A 17,526-nucleotide genomic window follows, 5' to 3' on the forward strand; every position below is an offset into this window, starting at 1 on the left:
AGTTCAAACACCCCGGCCATGAATGTCACGATAGGCCCTCTGCGCCCCATCCACCGGCAGCACCGTCGCCTCATAGACGCCCCGCGCCACCGCCCGCGCCATCACTATTGTCGCGAGATAACAAAGCTCGGCAAAATGAACGCCGCCCTCAAGCGGTTTGTCGCCGGTCGCAGCCGCGAACATGGTATCGCCGTCGCTCGGCAGATGAGCGGGCAGAACCGCACGCACCAGCCCGTCATGCGCCATGATGGAGAGCCGATGGACCTGCGCCTTGGTCAATGCAGCGTCGGTCACCACCGCGCCGATGGTCGTCGCGGTAAGATTGACGCCCTTGAGGCGAAGCGCCGTATCGTCAGCTGTAAAGCGCGCAGGAAAACCGCGATCGCCGAATTCGCCATGCACTTCAAAAGGTGCTGACCAGAAATGGCGGCTCATGCCGACGGTTGCGGAACCAAGCGCATTGACGGCAACGATGGCCGCAACCTTGTATCCGCCAGAACTGATGGCGCTTGCCGAACCGAGCCCGCCCTTGAAGGTCGCGGTCGTCGCACCCGTTCCTGCACCCGCCGTTCCAAGTTCGAAAGGGTCGCGGCCTGCCGCCTTGAAAGCCGCATATCCCATCTCGCGATAGGGCGAATGCAGCCTCCAGTCCTTATTCCCGCCATTCAACAGATCCATGAGGATCGCCTGCGGGACGATGGGCACGCGGGTGGAGCCCACCTGCAAGCCACGGCCGATCTCCCGCAGCCCGGCCTGAACCCCGCCCGCCGCATCCAGCCCGAAGGCCGAACCGCCGGAAAGCACCAGCGCATCCACCGTTTCCACCGTCATCGCGGGGTCCAGCAGACCGGTATCACGCCCACCGGGCGCACCGCCGAGAACCGAGCCGGAGGCGATGGCGGGCTTTTCGAAAACAATCGCTGTGACACCGGAGCCGAGGGAGAGATCGGTGACGTTGCCGACCAGAACACCGTCGATATCCGTGAGAAGATTGTTGCGTGCCGCCATGCCGTTCCCCTTTCCTCCCGGTATCCCGCCGCCGCGGGGCACTGTCAACGCAAAAGGTGGCGTGCCAGACCTTGGCGGAAAGCCTCGATCAGGAGAAAACCGCCGTCCCGATCACGGGTGTCGAAGGAACGGCCATATCCCGTGGCTCCAGTGGTCCCGAAAGATACGCCCGATGGCCAGCCTCTATGGCGCGGGCAAAAGCCTCCGCCATGCCGACAGGATCACACGCACCGGCAACCGCCGTGTTAAGGAGGACGGCATCGTAACCAAGCTCCATCACGGTCACCGCATGGGAGGGCCGGCCGATCCCTGCGTCAACGATCAACGGCACGTCGGGAAACCGCGCCCGCATCGATTTCAGTGCCGTCAGGTTGAGCGGCCCCATGGCGCTGCCGATCGGCGCGCACCAGGGCATCAGTAACCTGCAGCCGGCCTCCAGCAGTTTCTCGGCCACGACCAAATCGTCCGTCGTATAGGGAAAGACTTCGAAACCCTCATCGCAGAGGATTTTTGCCGCTTCGACGAGCGCGAAGACATCGGGCTGCAACGTATCGTGATGGCCAATGACCTCCAGCTTGATCCAGTCCGTACGGAACACCTCGCGGGCCATCTTCGCCGTCAGCACCGCTTCCTTGGCGGTGTGGCAACCGGCCGTATTGGGTAGGATATGGCGGTCCAGTTCGCGGATCAGCTCGAAAAACTGACCGCCCTTCTTGGCCCCCGCCATTTCCCGTCGCAGCGAAATCGTCAGAATATCCGTATTGCTGGCCCGCACCGCATCCGCGAGCACGGCGGGGGACGGATAACGCGCCGTGCCGAGCAGAAGACGGGAAGAGACCTCGCGGCCATAAAGCGTCAGCATGGCCTCAACCTCCCTGCATTGGTGAGAGGATTTCGACACGATCGAAAGCCTTCAGCACGTAACCGGCGCGTTCCTCCGAATGCACCAGATCGCCATTGACCGCCGTCGCCAGCCACTCGCCTTCATAGTCGAGGCTGGCGAGCAGACCGCCCAGCGTCTCGGCAGCGAGATCAAGCTCGTCACCATTCACCAAGAGTTTCATGATCCTGTTCCTTTTGAATAAGAGTTTCACACACGATCCGGGCCGCCTGCCGCGCCATTGCCGGCGAGAGCAGAAAGCCGTGCCGGTACGCGCCGTTGATGAAGATGGTTCGGCCATCCTCGGTGACTTTTGGCAGATTGTCGGGATAGGCCGGACGCACACCCGTGCCGGTCTCGATGATTTCCGCTTCCGCAAAGGCCGGGTGCACGGCATAGGCGGCATTCAGGAATTCCATCATCGAACGGGCGGAAATGGCGCCGGCATCCTCCGTCTCGATCATCGTCGCGCCCACCATGAAGCGGCCGGGCTCTCGCGGCACGATGTAGAGCGGAATGCGCGGATGCAGCAGCCGGACGGGACGGGAGAGAGAAACCTCCCGCGTGGCGAGATAGAGCATCTCTCCCCGCACACCGCGAAGGCGGGAAATCTTGCCCACCGCCGCACGCCCGGTGCAATCCACCACCCGGTCGAACGGCCGCTCATTCACCGGGACGCCCATGTGAAACCGCACACCCATGCTGCAAAGCCGCCGATACAGCGATGCAAGTGCGAGGCGCGGATCGAGATGCCCTTCGTTGGCGAAATAGAGCCCGGACCGGAAGCGCCCGGCAAGATCGGGCTCCAGATCGGCGATTTCGGCCTCGTCCACCCAGCGATAGCCGCTGGTCAGCGATGCGAAACGCGACAGCTCCGCCTTGTCACGGGCGGGCGCGACCACCAGCGTGCCGTTGCGGACCACAAGGCCGGGTGTCGCTTCATCCCACCAGTCAAGCGCGGCCTGGCCGAGCGTCAGAACCGCCTCTTCCCCGCTTTCACGCTCACACCAGGGCGCCAGCATGCCGCCCGCATAAAAGGATGCGCCGCGCGACGGTTCGGCATTGCGCTCGCAAACCTCCACGGTGACGCCACTACGTGCCAGCTCGAAGGCCGCCGTCAGTCCGGCGACCCCCGTTCCCTTGACGAGAACACGCATTTTATTCGGCGCTCGCTGGCGTCGGCAGCGGCATGTAAAGCTCGCCACCCTCCTTGAAGCGCGCAGCCATGGCCTCCAGCCCCTCCTTCTGGGCCTCGGCGCGGATATCGTGGGAAATCCGCATCGAGCAGAATTTCGGCCCGCACATGGAGCAGAAATGCGCGACCTTGTGCGCCTCCTTCGGAAGCGTCTCATCATGGAAGGAGCGCGCGGTATCCGGGTCGAGCGACAGGTTGAACTGGTCTTCCCAGCGGAACTCGAACCTTGCGCGCGACAGCGCATCGTCCCGCACCTGCGCGGCCGGATGGCCCTTGGCAAGATCGGCGGCGTGGGCGGCGATCTTGTAGGTGATAACACCGACCTTTACGTCGTTCCGGTCAGGCAAACCGAGATGTTCCTTTGGCGTGACGTAGCAGAGCATGGCCGTACCGAACCAGCCGATCATCGCCGCCCCGATGCCTGAGGTGATGTGGTCGTAACCGGGCGCGATATCTGTCGTGAGCGGCCCAAGCGTGTAGAAGGGCGCCTCGCCGCAGGTCTTCAGCTGCTTGTCCATATTTTCCTTGATCTTGTGCATCGGCACATGGCCGGGGCCTTCGATCATCACCTGGCAATCTTTTGCCCAGGCGATTTGCGTCAACTCGCCCAGCGTCTCCAGCTCGGCGAACTGCGCCGCATCATTGGCGTCCGCAATTGAGCCGGGACGCAAACCATCGCCCAGCGAGAAGGAGACGTCATAAGCGCGGCAGATGTCGCAAATCTCCTCGAAATGCTCATAGAGGAAGCTTTCGCGATGATGATGCAGACACCACTTGGCCATGATCGACCCGCCGCGCGAGACGATGCCGGTGACACGATTGACGGTGAGCGGGATGTAATGCAACCGCACCCCGGCATGGATGGTGAAGTAGTCGACGCCCTGCTCCGCTTGCTCGATCAGCGTATCGCGGAACACGTCCCAGTTGAGGTCCTCGGCAATGCCGTTGACCTTCTCCAGCGCCTGATAAAGCGGCACCGTGCCGATCGGCACCGGCGAATTGCGGATGATCCATTCGCGGATATTGTGGATGTTGCGCCCGGTCGAAAGGTCCATGACGGTATCCGCACCCCAGCGGATGGCCCAGACCGTCTTTTCCACCTCTTCCGCCATGGAGGAGGTGACGGCGGAATTGCCGATATTGGCGTTGATCTTCACCAGAAAATTGCGGCCGATGATCATCGGCTCAAGTTCCGGGTGGTTGATGTTGGCGGGAATGATAGCGCGACCCGATGCCACTTCCTGACGCACGAATTCCGCCGTGACATAATCAGGAATATGCGCGCCGAAACTCTCGCCGTCGCGTGCAAGCTTTTCCTTCGCGGCCTCGCGCCCGAGATTTTCGCGGATGGCGATGAATTCCATTTCCGGCGTGATGATGCCGGCACGCGCATAGGCAAGCTGCGTCACCGCCGTGCCCGCCGTCGCTTTCAACGGCTGGTGGCGCACGGAAAATTCCGGCGTCAGCCGTTCGCCGGTGGCAAAGCCGTTATCCTCCGGTTTGACGTGCCGACCCTCGTAAGTCTCGACATCACCACGTGCCACAACCCAGTCGTGACGCAGTCGCGGCAAACCCTTTTCGATCAGAACGGGATGTGTGGGATCGGTATAGGGGCCGGAGGAATCATAAACCGTCACCGGCGGTTCGCCCGCCGTCGGATGGACGGCGATCTCGCGCATCGGCACGCGGATATGCGGATGTAAAATTCCTGGCTTGTGGATTTTCGTGGAGGCGGCATGCGGCCCGGTGGTGACCGACAGCGGGATATTCTTGGCAGCGATATTCATCTTGAGGCTCCAAAGTTTGACAGTGGAGACCCAGTTCGAGCCGGAATGATGGAAAATACCGCAGCGCCGACAGCGCAATGCACACGCCAGCCGACATCAAGGTCTTTGCACCGTCCCTACGCCAGTATGAACTGGATCAGGTTCAACGGGTCACTGCGCATGAAAGCAGAATCTCAGCCCCTTGACGGGACACCCCTGGTGAATGGCCACAGAAAAAGACACCGCCCGGCTTTTGTCAAGGCCGCTCATCAACGCTTGGCAAAGGTGCGGGAATGGCGCATGCTGCCGTTAGTTGTAATTAACCTAACGGTTTAGGTGAATATTATCGTTTGCGGCATAACGATAAGCACAAACCTTCCTAATGTTGATTTCATTGGAGATACGTCGGAATGAATGCGACTATTCGTGAAATACTGGCAAAATTCGGCCAGCTTCCTACCCCCATCGATACGATTGCAGATGAAGCCGATCTTTATGCGGCAGGCCTTTCTTCCTTTGCGTCGGTACAACTGATGCTGGGAATTGAAGAAGCTTTCGACATCGAATTCCCTGACAACCTGCTGAACCGCAAGTCCTTCGCCAGCATCAAGGCCATTGAAGACACCGTTAAGATCATTCTGGATGGTAAAGAGGCTGCCTGATGAACGTGACCGTAGCGCCGCAGGATGAAACTCTGTCCGCGCGCGCGGGCCGTGTCGCGACCATTGCCGCAAAGCATGCGGACGAGGTGGATGTCACCGGCCGCTTCCCGCAGGAAGCCGTCGATGCCTTGCGGCAGGAACGCCTGCTGGGCATTCAGGTGCCCTCCTCGCTCGGCGGCGAAGGCGCGTCCGTTCAGGAGATCGCCGATATCTGCGCCCGGCTTGGCCAGGCCTGTTCGGCAACCGCGATGATTTTCGCCATGCACCACATCAAGCTCTCCAGCCTTGTGGAACACGGCGTGGAGAGCACCTGGCATCCGGGCTTCATGCGCCGCGTTGCCGGCGAACAGCTTCTGCTTGGCTCCGCCACCACGGAAGGCGGCATTGGCGGCAATCTGCGCAACTCCATCTGCGCGATCGAAGTCGAAGGCGATAGCTGCCGGCTGGAAAAGGATGCCACCGTCATTTCTTATGGTAGCAATGCCGATGCGATCCTCATCACCTCGCGCGCCCACAAGGATGCCGCGCCCGCCGATCAGGTGATGACCGTATTCCTGAAAAATCAGTACACGCTCGAAAAGACCCATGTCTGGGATACGCTCGGCATGCGTGGCACCTGTTCGGATGGCTTCCTGTTCCGCGGCGAAGCGCCGGCGGCGCAGATTTTCCCGAAGCCTTTCGCGGAAATCGCTGCACAATCCATGCTTGCAAGCTCGCATCTCCTGTGGAGCGCCGTCTGGTATGGCATCGCCTCCGACGCAGTGCTGCGCGCCCAATCCTTCATCAGAGCCGCGGCGCGCAAATCGCCCGGCACCGCCCCTCCGGGCGCTATCCGCCTTGCAGAGGTTTCCACCAAGCTACAGGTGGTCAAATCCAACATCATCGCCGGCATCAAGGCTTACGAGGACACCAAGAGCGATCCCGAAAAGCTGATGTCGATGGCGTTTGCGGTGGCCATGAACAATGTAAAAATCTGCTCTTCGGAAACCATTCTTGAGATCATCGACCATGCCATGCTGGTCTGCGGCATCATGGGCTACAAGAACGGCACGCCCTATAGTCTTGGCCGGCACCTGCGCGACGCGCACTCTGCCCGGCTGATGATTTCCAACGACCGCATTCTCGGCAATTCCGCCAATCTCCTGCTGGTTCACAAGCAGGACACCAGCCTCTTGGGATAAGACCATGGACATGCAAACATCGTTCCTCGATCGACTGTTCGAAGAAGGCCTGCTGATTGAAACGGGTGTGGACGGTCTTTATGGCCGCAGTGGCCAATTCGAGGACGTGATTGCCGCATTCGAGCGGCTGATCGACCGCACGGGCGCCGCCGATGACGCCGAAGCGATCCGTTTTCCGCCCGGCATCAACCGCGCCCATTTTGAAAAAAGCGGCTACATGAAGAGCTTCCCGCAGTTGGCCGGCACGGTCCATTCCTTCTGCGGCTGCGAGCTCGACCATGTCAGCCTGCTGAAAACCATGGATGAGGGCGGCGACTGGACGAAAGACCAGAAAGCCACCGACATCGTGCTGACGCCGGCAGCCTGTTACCCGCTTTACCCGACCATCGCCAAGCGCGGCGCGCTGCCTGCCGGCGGCGGTCTCTATGACATCCAGTCCTATTGCTTCCGTCATGAACCCTCCAAGGATCCCGCCCGCCAGCAGCTTTTCCGCATGCGCGAATATGTTTGCATGGGCACCGAGTCCGACGTCACCGAATTCCGCCAGACCTGGATGGATCGCGGCGTGGAGATGATGAAAGCAGTCGGGCTCGACGTCACCATCGATATCGCCAACGATCCCTTCTTCGGCCGCGCCGGCAAGATGCTGGCCAACAACCAGCGCGACCAGAACCTGAAATTCGAGCTCTTGATTCCGGTCACGTCAGCGACCAGCCCGACGGCCTGCATGAGCTTCAATTACCACCAGGATGCCTTCGGTCAGAAATGGGGTCTGAACCTCGAGAATGGCGATGTCGCCCACACCGCCTGCGTCGGTTTCGGCCTTGAGCGCATCGCGCTGGCGCTGTTTGCGCATCACGGTCTCGACGTGAAGAAATGGCCTGCAAAGGTCGTGGAAACACTCTGGGGCTGATCCTTCATGCGGCAGATTTTTCCCGGTCTCGATCCCAAAAACTATATGCAGCATCCGCTTCATTCCTCCGAAAGAATGTGGCCGGAAACCAATTGCTACATCGATTTATGGATTGAGGTACTGGCCTCGAAAGGCTTAGCCCCGGAAGCCATGTTCGGTTTCACCCTGACGCAGGATTTCGAAGGTGACCAGTTCACCTTTTTCAAGGTGCCGCTGGAAGACCTCGAAGCACTTTATGGCGTTCGCGCCACCGAACTTGCGATCTTCGACAAGGTGGAAGACCATATCGGGGCGCAGCTGGAGCGCGGCCGCATCTGCCTGATCGAGATGGACAGCTTCTATATGCCCGACACCCATGGGGTGGGCTACCGGAAGGAACACGGCAAGACCACCGTCGCCATCAACCGGCTCGATCTCGAAAAGCGGGAACTGGACTATTTCCACAATGCCGGCTTCTTCCATCTCTCCGGCGAGGACTTTGACGGGCTGTTCCAGCATCATCTCACCGAGACCGACCCGCCTTTCCTGCCCTATACCGAATTTGCGAAATTCGCGGACGGCAATCCTTCACCGGCGCATAGTCGCAAAACGGCCGAACGGCTCTTGAAGTTTCATTTTTCCAGACGCCCCTCCGCCAACCCGGTCCGGGCTTTTGCAAACGTATTTCCGGCGCAGGTCGAAAAGGTCGCCGACAGGCCCTTCGGCTTCTTCCACAAATACGCCTTCAACACGCTGCGCCAGCTCGGCGCCAATTTCGAACTGGCGGCAAGCCACCTCGAATGGCTGGATGCGGACGGTTTTTCGAAAGCAAGAGACCACGCGCTCAAAATCTCCGAGGTTGCCAAGACCGTGCAGTTCCAGCTTGCCCGCGCCGTCACCCGCCGTAAATTCGATGCGCTGGCGACCGTTCTCGATCCGGCCGCGGATGCATGGGATGGTTTGATGGAAAGCCTTGGCGAAAAACTGTCTGATGCCAGCGAGGCCGCGTGAGGACTTACCTTCCGGGAGAAAGCGAGGAGTTGCTGAGTGAAGGCTGGACGCTGACACTGACGCCCGCCGATGCCTTTGAGACCCCGTCTGATATTCCCGCATCGCTTGAAAGCCTTCATGTCTCCGTTCCCGGCACCGTGGCGCAGGCTCTGGAAGCGGCCGGAAAATTCGATCGCCTTGCTCCCGTCGCCCTCAATGACAGGGATGCCTGGTATCGCCTGACGATGATTTCAGACGCCCGTGAACGGGCCACCCTGCGCTTCGATGGTCTTTCCACCATTGCCGAAATATTCTTCAACGGCGAGCTGATTGCCGCGAGCCAGAGCATGTTCGAAAGGCTCGAAGTGCCCGTCAAACTGACGGGCGCGGATGAGCTTTCGATCTGCTTCCGGGCGCTGGCGCCCCGGCTTGAAAAACCCGGTCCCCGCGCACGCTGGCGGCCGCAGATGATGAATACGCAGGGGCTGCGGCTGATCCGCACCACGGCGCTGGGTTACATGCCCGGCTGGTGCCCGGAAATCCACGCCGCCGGCCCATGGCGACCCATCAGCCTCATCAGACAGGACGGGGTGCTCTGCACGCTCCGGTCTTCGCTGGACGAGGATGGAACGGGAACTGTCAACATCGTGCTGGAAACCAGCCGGCCCATAAAATCGGCAAGGCTTGGCTGCGCCGGTTACAACGTCGATCGGTCTCCGGGCGAAAACGGCAAGCTGTCCGGTGAACTGCGCATATCCGATGTCGAGCAGTGGTGGCCGCACACACATGGCAGGCCGGCTCTGCACGAGGTCGTTCTCGAACTGGACAGTACCCGACATCACCTTGGGTGCACCGGCTTCCGGCAGATCGAGATCGACCGTGGCGACGACGGAAACGGTTTCGGCCTCAAAGTGAACGGTCATCCGGTCTTTTGCCGCGGTGCGGTCTGGACGACAGCCGACATTTTGCGCCTGCCGGGAACAAGGCCGGATTATGAGCCCTGGCTGCGAAAAGCCGCGGAAGCCGGCATGAACATGATCCGCGTCGGCGGCACCATGGCTTATGAGACGCCGGAATTCTTCGCGCTTTGCGACGAACTCGGCATCATGGTCTGGCAGGATGCCATGCTCGCCAATTTCGATTACCCGGCGAAAGATGACGGCCTGCGCCAGCATATCGTCACGGAAATCTCGCAGTTCTTCGAAGCCACCGCGCTTTCTCCATCGCTCGTCGTCTTCTGCGGCGGCAGTGAAATGTACCAGCAGGGCGCAATGCTCGGCCTGCCAGAACAGATATGGAAGGGAACGCTGACCGAGGAGGTCCTGCCGGAACTGGTCGCCGAAAAACGACCGGATGCGGCCTATGTCGCCAATTCCCCTTCCGGCGGTGCTTTGCCCTTCTTCCCCAACGCCGGCATCGGCCATTATTACGGCGTGGGCGCCTATTGCCGGCCGCTGGAAGATGCCCGCCGCGCCGATCTGCGCTTTGCCGCCGAATGTCTCGCCTTTGCCAATATTCCCGAACAGGAGACGCTGGACAGATATCTTCCCGGCGTGGCCGTTCACGATCCACGCTGGAAAGCCAGAACACCGCGTGACCGCGGCGCCTCCTGGGATTTCGAGGATGTCCGCGATCATTATCTGAAGCTGCTTTACGAGATCGAACCGGATGTGCTGCGGCGGGAAGATGGCGCCCTTTATCTCGACATGTCGCGTGCCGCGACGGCCGAGGTGATGGAGGCGACTTTCGCGGAATGGCGGCGCAGTGGCTCCTCCCGTCAGGGCGCTTTGGTCTGGACGCTGCAGGACCTCGTTCCCGGCGCGGGCTGGGGTATCATCGATGCCGCCGGCAGGCCCAAATCCGTCTGGCATGCGCTGAAAAGAGCGTTCCGCCCCGTTCAGGTCAGCCTTTCCGACGAAGGCACTAACGGGCTCGACATTCACATCCTCAACGAGACCGGCGACAGCCTGGACGCCATGCTGGAGCTGACTTGCCTGCGCGAAGGTGTGCAGCCCGTTGTTCATGCCAAACGGCCACTCACGCTGTTGCCCCGGCAAAGCCAGACGATTGCCGCAACGGACCTGTTCGGCGCTTTTTTCGATACGACCTATGCCTACCGCTTCGGCCCGCCATCCCACGATGTGACGATCGCCCGTCTTCGGAATGTTACGACCGGACATGTCATCGCCGACGCCTTCCATTTTCCGCTCGGCCGGAAAAAGGCGCTGCATGTCGCAAACCTTCAGGTCGCAATCAGCGAAACAAACGGCAACTGGTCCCTCGAAATCGGCACGGACCGGCTGGCGCAATCGGTCCACATCGCGGCGGAGGGCTACCGCGCCTCAGAAAGCTGGTTCCATCTCGGCCCCGGCGAAACCAGAAAAATCAGCCTTCTAGCGGAGACCGCCACAACCGAAGCCCCTCCCTCCGGAGAGGTCGTGTCACTGGGCTCCAGCCGGCGGTTTTCCTTCTAAAGCCAGCCGTTTCACCGTTTCGATATAGATTGTCTTCGCTTCCGGCGTTGAGAGATTGTGATCGGCGTCGGGAATGATGGTCAGCGACACGTTGCGATAGGCCGCCAGCCCGTCGCCGTCGGCATCGAAATAATACTGGAAATGCTGCAGGCCATCGTCATTGTCGCTATAAAGCAGATGGACGGTGGTATTCTTTGCCTTCAGCCTGTCGAAAGCGCCGAAGATGGCCCGCCCTTCCTCGCTACCCCTGCGAAACAGCTTTGCCGTTTTTGTCGAAAGCCGCTTCATCGTCGCCTTGAGGATGTTCAGCCCAGCGCTTGCTACGTCGACATCACCGCTGATGAGGCGCTTGAACGTCGCACCCTGGCGGAAACGCTGGCTGTATTCCCCGAAGGAACGTGGCCGTTTATGCAGCGCCTCGTCCACCGAGCGACCCTTGCGCCAATGGAAAACAACTGGATTGACCGCAACCACGGCACCGATCCGATCATCGGCAAGCGCGCCGTTAAAGGCGAGATAGGCGCCGCTGCACCGGCCCGCCGCAATGAAAGGCCCCTTTCCGCGCGTGCCGAGAAAATCGAGCGCAGCGGCCACGTCGTCATTCTGCGCGGCATCGTAAAGAACCTGATCGGGCACATTTTTGACGGGTGGACTATCGGCAATATTGGCCGCGTCAAAGCGCAGCGACATAACGCCTTCGCGCGCCAGGGCGCGGGCCATCTGCACGGAAAGCCTGCCCCAGCCCGCATGCCGGTCGTAAGCGGCGCCAAGCAGGAGGACGGAAGACACCGCCTCCCGGTCATCCGGCCCGCAAAACACACCGAAGAGCCGCCCGCCTTCGCCAAACTGCACCGGCTGCTCGATGAAACCACGGCCGCACTGCGGAGCATTGAGGATGATATCCTCCCCGCTATTGGCAGAGCTCTCGGCATGGGTCCGAGAGAGAACCCAATCCATCAGCCGGTTCACCACATCACCTGAAATCTTCGAGAGCGTGGGGCTGGACACGAGATCGTCATAGCCGGAAAACTCCGCCTCCTCCACCTCACCGCCGATTGCAGCAAGATGTTTGGCGAAATCGGCATCGGTCACACGGCCGGGTCGCGACAGAACCAGAATGGTGCGCGCCGGAGGGGCAGCGAGATTAGCAAGATTGGTCTTCTTGATCGCATCCGCAACACCTTCAGGCATGGTCATGCCCGCAATCGCGCCCGCTTCCCCGAGGCGTTGACCGGGCCGAAGACCAAGGCCGTCATCGATCATGGATGACCACATCGCCAGCTCGCGCAGATAGGCGCGGCCGGAAACGACAGGTGCCAGAAACGCCATGGAACCAGCGCCCGCCACATCGGCAAGCGCCTGCGTCGAGATCAGGCAACCAAGCCCCTGCCCGACGACCACCACGTCCGCGCATCCGGAAAGACGCTTCAGATAAGCGAAAGCCGCACGCGTGTCGGAAAGCCAATCCGCCGCACGGCCCGCATCCTCAGGGTCGAAGGCATCACCAGCGCCAAGATAGTCAAATCGCAGGCTCGCAACGCCACGAGCCGCCAGCCTCTCTGCCAGAACCCGCTGAAACTTGCGGCTGCACAGCTCCTCCATGCCCCAGGGGCTGACGAAAAGAACGGCGTGGGCCTGCCTCACATCCTTGCGTGCCGGATGGAAAATCCCCGTCAGCCCGTCGAAAGAAACCGGATGTGCAACCGCCCCATCCAGGCCAATGCCGGAAAGCGACAATGCATCAAGACACGGATCGCTGCCTGTACGCTCTGAAATATCTATCGCCATCGACCTTGCCATCATTGCGCCAGTGTCTGGCTCAACCATTACGGGATCATTATATCGAAGCGTCTTAACGCCTGTTCTACAATAAAAACAACAATATTAGAGAAGTCTAAAAATATAGTCCTATTTATATCGCTCGCCACCTGCACGTTGCAAAAACAATCGCCGGGGTGACGGACAAGTCTCGACAGGCCCGCTATTTTGCTCGAAACCGCTTGAATATACTGATAAATAGCGAGTCCCACACCTATCTGCAGGAGGAGGTTGCGCCACCCGCCCACCGGATCGTCTAGACACCGCGCAAACCAACACGCCGGGCCTCGCCCGCCAGGTCATAGAAGTTTTATATGGAACAAAGCCTTACGCGTTATATCTGGTCGCACACGAGGCGGCAGCAGCTTTTCATTCTGCTGATCGTGGCCCTGTCCATGATTCCCTATTTCCTTGCTTTCGATCTGCCCAAACAGATCGTCAACGGGCCTATTCAGGGGGATGGCTTCGAAGGGGCGAACGCGACGCAGCTCTTCATGCATCTCACGGTCGATATTCCCTATTGGGGCACCGTGACGTTGTTCCCCGGGCTCGAACTCAATCGCATGTCGATGCTGATGGGGCTCAGCCTGACGTTCCTTGCGCTCGTCATCATCAACGGGCTCTTCAAATATTACATCAATACCTACAAGGGCCGCCTCGGCGAGCGGCTTCTGCGGCGTATCCGTTTCGAACTGATCGACAAAATCCTGCGGTTCCCGCCTTCGCATTTCAAGCGGGTCAAAGGCGCTGAAATCTCCAGCATGGTGAAGGACGAGGTGGAACCGCTCGGTGGATTTACCGGCGATGCCTTCGTGCAGCCGGCGCTTCTCGGCGGCCAGGCGCTCTCCGCGCTCTTCTTCATTCTCGTGCAGAATTTATGGCTCGGTCTGATCGCGGCTTTCATGGCCGCCATACAGGTCGGCATCATCCCCAAAATGCGCCGCCGCCTCATCGAACTCGGCCGCCAGCGGCAGCTGAGCGCGCGCCAGCTGGCTGGACGCATCGGCGAAATGGTCGATGGCATCGGCACGATCCATGCCTATGACACGTCCAATTATGAGCGTGCCGACGCCTCGCACCGGCTCGGCGATATCTTCAAGATCCGTTACGATCTCTACCAGTGGAAGTTTCTCGTCAAATTCATCAATAACTTCCTGGCACAGCTCACACCCTTCTTCTTTTATGCGCTCGGCGGTTATCTCACCTTGAAAGGCAGCCTCGATGTCGGCCAGCTGGTCGCCGTCATCAACGCCTATAAGGAACTGCCTGGACCGCTGAAGGAACTGATCGACTGGGATCAGGCACGACAGGATGTCCAGGTAAAATACGAGCAGGTCTTCGAACAGTTCAATACGCCGAACATGATAGACGACAAGGTGCAGAAGCTGTCCCCGGGAACCGTCGCGGCGATCACCACGCCGCTCGTCATCGCCAATCTGACGCTTGAGGATGATAGCGGCAGCCGGCTTCTGGAGCAGGCATCGCTGAAGATCGAGCCGGGCGAGGTGATCGCCGTCGTCGGCGGCTCGGGAGCCGAGGCGCTGGCGGATGCGATCGGCCGCACGATCTGGCCAACCTCGGGCAAGGTCAGCATCAACGATATCGACATATTGGAACTGCCGGAATCGCTGACCGGGCGGCGCATTTCCTATGTTTCCTCGGACAGTTATTTTTTCCACGCCAGCCTGAAGGACAATCTGCTTTACGGCCTCAAGCACGCACCACTCGCAGACAAGAACTACGAGGGTGCTGCGCTGGAGCATCGCAAGTGGGAAATCCGCGAAGCCAAGATGGCAGGCAATCCGCTGATCGACATCAACAGCGAGTGGATCGATTACGCCTCAAGCCCGGCCGGCGACGGCAAGCCGGAAAATCTGATTCGGGCCATTCTGGCCGTGCTCGATAGCGTGGAGTTGTCACAGGATATTCTGGAGTTTGCCCTGCGCTCGTCGATCGATCCTCTGACCGACCTGCATCTTGCCGCCCGCATCGTGGAACTGCGTCATGTGCTGCGCGCCGAGCTGGAAAAGGAAAATCTGAGCGGCCTCATCGCGCCTTTCGAGCTGGAGAGCTACAATAGCGAGGCGACGGTTGGCGAAAACCTGTTGTTCGGCACCATGCGGGACTCTACACAGACGATCAGGACCATCATCGAAAGCGACTATTTCCGGTCGCTGATGCGCGAAACCGGCCTCGTCAAAACCCTGTTCGAAATGGGCTACACGATTGCCGAAAACATCGTGGAAATCTTCGCCGACCTGCCGGGAGACCATCCTTTCTTCCAACAGCTCACCTTCATGACGCCCGATGACATTCCGGTCTACCAGCAGATGCTGCAGCGGCTTCAGGGAAAGAGTTTCGACGAGGCCAATGAAAGCGAAAAACGCGCGATGCTGCGGCTGAGCTTCTTCTACATCGAACCTCGCCAGCGTTTCGGTCTGTTGTCGCCGGAAATCATGAACCGGATCGTCGAAGTCCGGCACATGTTCCACGAAAACCTGCCCGATAGTCTGAAAAACGTGATCGAAATCTACGATCCCACCAAATATATGAGCGCCACCAGCCTTCTGGACAATATTCTCTTCGGCAAGGTGAGCCATCGCTATACCGACGCCTCGCGGCGTATCACCCGCATCGTCGCGGATGTCATGCGCAAGCAGGGCGTCTATGAGCGCGTGCTGGCGGTGGGGCTGGATTTCAACCTGGGTGCCGGCGGCAAGCGGCTTGGCCCGCTTCAGCGCCAGAAACTCAATCTCGCGCGGGCGCTGATCCGCAAATCCGATTATTACGTCTTCAACCGCCCCCTTCCCGGTCTCGACCCCCGACAGCAGGAGGAAATTGTCGAACGGGTCATCACACTCCTGAAACAGAACAACAATAACCCCTCGATCGTCTGGGTTCTGTCGAATGCACACCTATCACGTATGTTCGAGCGGGTGATCGTCGTTCATCAGGGCCTGATCACGGCTGACGGAAGTTACGAGACTCTCGCCGAGGAAAACGGTACATTCAAGGACATGGTCGCGACATAAATCCAAGAATGTGACCGAGGTGGAACAGGAACAGGGTAAGGCAATGCTGTTTAAAGACGAAATTCAGATGTTGAAAAGGGTTCCGTTTTTCTCGGAAATGGAACCGTCCAAACTTAAGCTGCTCGCATTCGCATCCGACCGGGTGTCCTATCACGCCGGGGATATACTGTTCCGGCAGGGAGATGTCGGCGATGCAGCCTATGTTCTCCTGACCGGAAAAGTGGATGTTCTGGTCGATTCCCCATCGGGAACGCTGAAAGTGGCGGAAATGACCGGCAACGCCATCGTCGGTGAAATCGCCATTCTCTGTGACAGTGTCAGAACCGCGACCATCCGCGCCTCCACCAATGTGGAAGCCCTGCGCATCGGCAAGGAACAGTTCTTCAAGCTCATGTCCGATTTCCCCGACATCACCATCAAGGTCATGCGCGTTCTCGCCGAACGCCTTACCCAGACGACGGCTGAGCTGAGCAAAGCACGCGCAGGCGCCAAGACATAAACGACAATTCCTTGCTACCTTGAATGGCGATATTGGAAAAATAAATGTCGTACTATTGCAATATAAATGAAATGCTGACTGAATAAGGGGTAAAGGGGCCCGCCAGAAATGTGCGGATATAAGAATCGATAGAAACAACGGGCTTTCATGGGAGGAAAGCGTGCAAGATTCCGTTGTTATTGGGGTGTGCCATGGCGTTCGGTTCCGACACAAGAAGTCGGGAAAGTAATAGAAATTTTCGGGTAAAGATCTGGGGTGCGCGGGGAACGCTTCCCGTTTCAGGTGAAAACTTCCGAAAATACGGCGGAAATACCATCTGCATCGAGGTAAGATGCGGTGATCACGTCCTTTTGTTCGATGCCGGTTCCGGCCTGCATCCCGCTGGTCTTGCGCTGCGGGCGGAAGGCATTACCGACGTCAACCTGTTCTTCTCGCACTGTCACTACGACCACATTGTCGGCTTTCCCTATTTCAAGCCCTTTTATAACAGCTCCAACGATGTCGCCATCTGGTCAGGCCACCTCGCCGGAAGCATGACCACCCGGGAAATGCTCAAGGATTTCATGAGCCCTCCCTGGTTCCCCGTGCCACTGGAGATTTGCTGCGCAAAGATCGCCACCCGGGATTTCAAGGCAGGCGACATGCTGGACGTGCATCCCGGCCTATCGATCAGAACCGGAATGCTCAACCATCCCGGCAATGCCATCGGATATCGCCTGGACTGGGAAGGAAAGTCGCTGGCCATCATCACCGATACCGAACATGAGCCCGGCAGTATCGACGAAACCGTTCTTGATCTCATCAGGGATGTCGATCTTTTCCTCTATGACGCCATGTTCACCGATGAGGAAATGGGCCTTTACCGCGGTTATGGCCATTCCTCCTGGCAACAGGCAATCCGCCTTGCCAAGCTTGCCGACGCGAAAAGTGTGGGCTTCATCCACCACGCCCCAAGCCGCAGCGACGAGGAGCTGGATAATATCGAAAAACAGGCGAAAGCCGAGTTCAACGGCGCATTTGCGGCGATGGACGGACAGATCATCGAACTTTGATCGCAATCCGGCTTCCGCCAGGATTCGACGTTCAACCGTTTTTCGACATCCTCATGGAACACCCTTCACGATGCGTG

General features: G+C 59.3%; 14 protein-coding genes and 1 riboswitch. Of the genes, 8 read left to right on the top strand and 6 right to left on the bottom strand.

Annotated features, from left to right (window positions below; translation table 11 throughout):
• Nucleotides 1-3: 3 nt before the first annotated feature.
• The 5 genes from CFBP5499_RS12020 to thiC all read right to left on the bottom strand — a co-directional run bounded on the left by CFBP5499_RS12020 (nucleotide 4) and on the right by thiC (nucleotide 4,870).
• Complete coding sequence (locus tag CFBP5499_RS12020) at nucleotides 4-1,008, bottom strand: P1 family peptidase (RefSeq protein ID WP_080827194.1); 1,005 nt, start codon at nucleotides 1,006-1,008, stop codon at nucleotides 4-6.
• Nucleotides 1,009-1,096: 88 nt separating this feature from the next.
• Nucleotides 1,097-1,870 (bottom strand): thiazole synthase, encoded by a 774-nt coding sequence (locus CFBP5499_RS12025; protein ID WP_080827193.1) that lies wholly within the window; start codon nucleotides 1,868-1,870, stop codon nucleotides 1,097-1,099.
• A 4-nt stretch (nucleotides 1,871-1,874) separates the two neighbouring features.
• Entirely contained in the window at nucleotides 1,875-2,072 is a 198-nt protein-coding gene (gene thiS, locus CFBP5499_RS12030; protein WP_080827192.1) for a sulfur carrier protein ThiS, read from the bottom strand.
• Entirely contained in the window at nucleotides 2,050-3,045 is a 996-nt protein-coding gene (thiO, locus tag CFBP5499_RS12035) for a glycine oxidase ThiO (RefSeq protein WP_130932501.1), read from the bottom strand. Before thiO ends, thiS begins: the two co-directional genes overlap by 23 nt.
• Nucleotide 3,046: 1 nt before the next feature.
• On the bottom strand, nucleotides 3,047-4,870 hold the full coding sequence (gene thiC / locus CFBP5499_RS12040; protein WP_080827191.1) for a phosphomethylpyrimidine synthase ThiC: 1,824 nt from the start codon (nucleotides 4,868-4,870) through the stop codon (nucleotides 3,047-3,049).
• Nucleotides 4,871-4,965: 95 nt separating this feature from the next.
• A riboswitch (TPP riboswitch) is annotated at nucleotides 4,966-5,077 on the bottom strand.
• Nucleotides 5,078-5,259: 182 nt separating this feature from the next.
• Between thiC and CFBP5499_RS12045 the strand changes: the two genes are divergently transcribed.
• The 5 genes from CFBP5499_RS12045 to CFBP5499_RS12065 are packed head-to-tail and all read left to right on the top strand — an operon-like array spanning nucleotide 5,260 to nucleotide 11,048.
• Complete coding sequence (locus CFBP5499_RS12045; RefSeq protein WP_080827190.1) at nucleotides 5,260-5,511, top strand: acyl carrier protein; 252 nt, start codon at nucleotides 5,260-5,262, stop codon at nucleotides 5,509-5,511.
• Nucleotides 5,511-6,692 carry an acyl-CoA dehydrogenase family protein gene (locus CFBP5499_RS12050; RefSeq protein WP_080827189.1) on the top strand — a complete coding sequence of 394 codons (1,182 nt, stop codon included), beginning with the start codon at nucleotides 5,511-5,513 and terminating at the stop codon, nucleotides 6,690-6,692. The genes CFBP5499_RS12045 and CFBP5499_RS12050 overlap by 1 nt, the downstream gene beginning before the upstream one ends.
• A 4-nt stretch (nucleotides 6,693-6,696) precedes the next feature.
• Complete coding sequence (locus tag CFBP5499_RS12055) at nucleotides 6,697-7,605, top strand: amino acid--[acyl-carrier-protein] ligase (protein ID WP_080827188.1); 909 nt, start codon at nucleotides 6,697-6,699, stop codon at nucleotides 7,603-7,605.
• A gap of 6 nt (nucleotides 7,606-7,611) precedes the next feature.
• Nucleotides 7,612-8,595, top strand: a complete 984-nt coding sequence (locus CFBP5499_RS12060) for a DUF1839 family protein (RefSeq protein ID WP_080827187.1) — start codon at nucleotides 7,612-7,614, stop codon at nucleotides 8,593-8,595.
• Entirely contained in the window at nucleotides 8,592-11,048 is a 2,457-nt protein-coding gene (locus tag CFBP5499_RS12065; protein WP_137081339.1) for a glycoside hydrolase family 2 protein, read from the top strand. Before CFBP5499_RS12060 ends, CFBP5499_RS12065 begins: the two co-directional genes overlap by 4 nt.
• On the opposite strand, the gene CFBP5499_RS12070 is transcribed toward CFBP5499_RS12065, so the two are convergent.
• Complete coding sequence (locus CFBP5499_RS12070) at nucleotides 11,016-12,836, bottom strand: alpha/beta hydrolase family protein (protein ID WP_175416702.1); 1,821 nt, start codon at nucleotides 12,834-12,836, stop codon at nucleotides 11,016-11,018. The genes CFBP5499_RS12065 and CFBP5499_RS12070 overlap by 33 nt on opposite strands.
• A gap of 344 nt (nucleotides 12,837-13,180) precedes the next feature.
• On the opposite strand from CFBP5499_RS12070, the gene CFBP5499_RS12075 reads away from it, so the two are divergent.
• From CFBP5499_RS12075 to CFBP5499_RS12085, 3 genes are all read left to right on the top strand, one after another.
• Nucleotides 13,181-15,898 (top strand): ABC transporter ATP-binding protein, encoded by a 2,718-nt coding sequence (locus tag CFBP5499_RS12075; RefSeq protein ID WP_080827184.1) that lies wholly within the window; start codon nucleotides 13,181-13,183, stop codon nucleotides 15,896-15,898.
• Nucleotides 15,899-15,941: 43 nt separating this feature from the next.
• On the top strand, nucleotides 15,942-16,397 hold the full coding sequence (locus CFBP5499_RS12080; RefSeq protein ID WP_080827183.1) for a cyclic nucleotide-binding domain-containing protein: 456 nt from the start codon (nucleotides 15,942-15,944) through the stop codon (nucleotides 16,395-16,397).
• A gap of 350 nt (nucleotides 16,398-16,747) precedes the next feature.
• Nucleotides 16,748-17,449, top strand: coding sequence for an MBL fold metallo-hydrolase (locus CFBP5499_RS12085; RefSeq protein ID WP_175416703.1), 702 nt, complete (start codon nucleotides 16,748-16,750; stop codon nucleotides 17,447-17,449).
• Nucleotides 17,450-17,526: the final 77 nt, after the last annotated feature.

The sequence above is a fragment of the Agrobacterium tumefaciens genome (assembly GCF_005221325.1).
Classification (GTDB): Bacteria; Pseudomonadota; Alphaproteobacteria; order Rhizobiales; family Rhizobiaceae; genus Agrobacterium.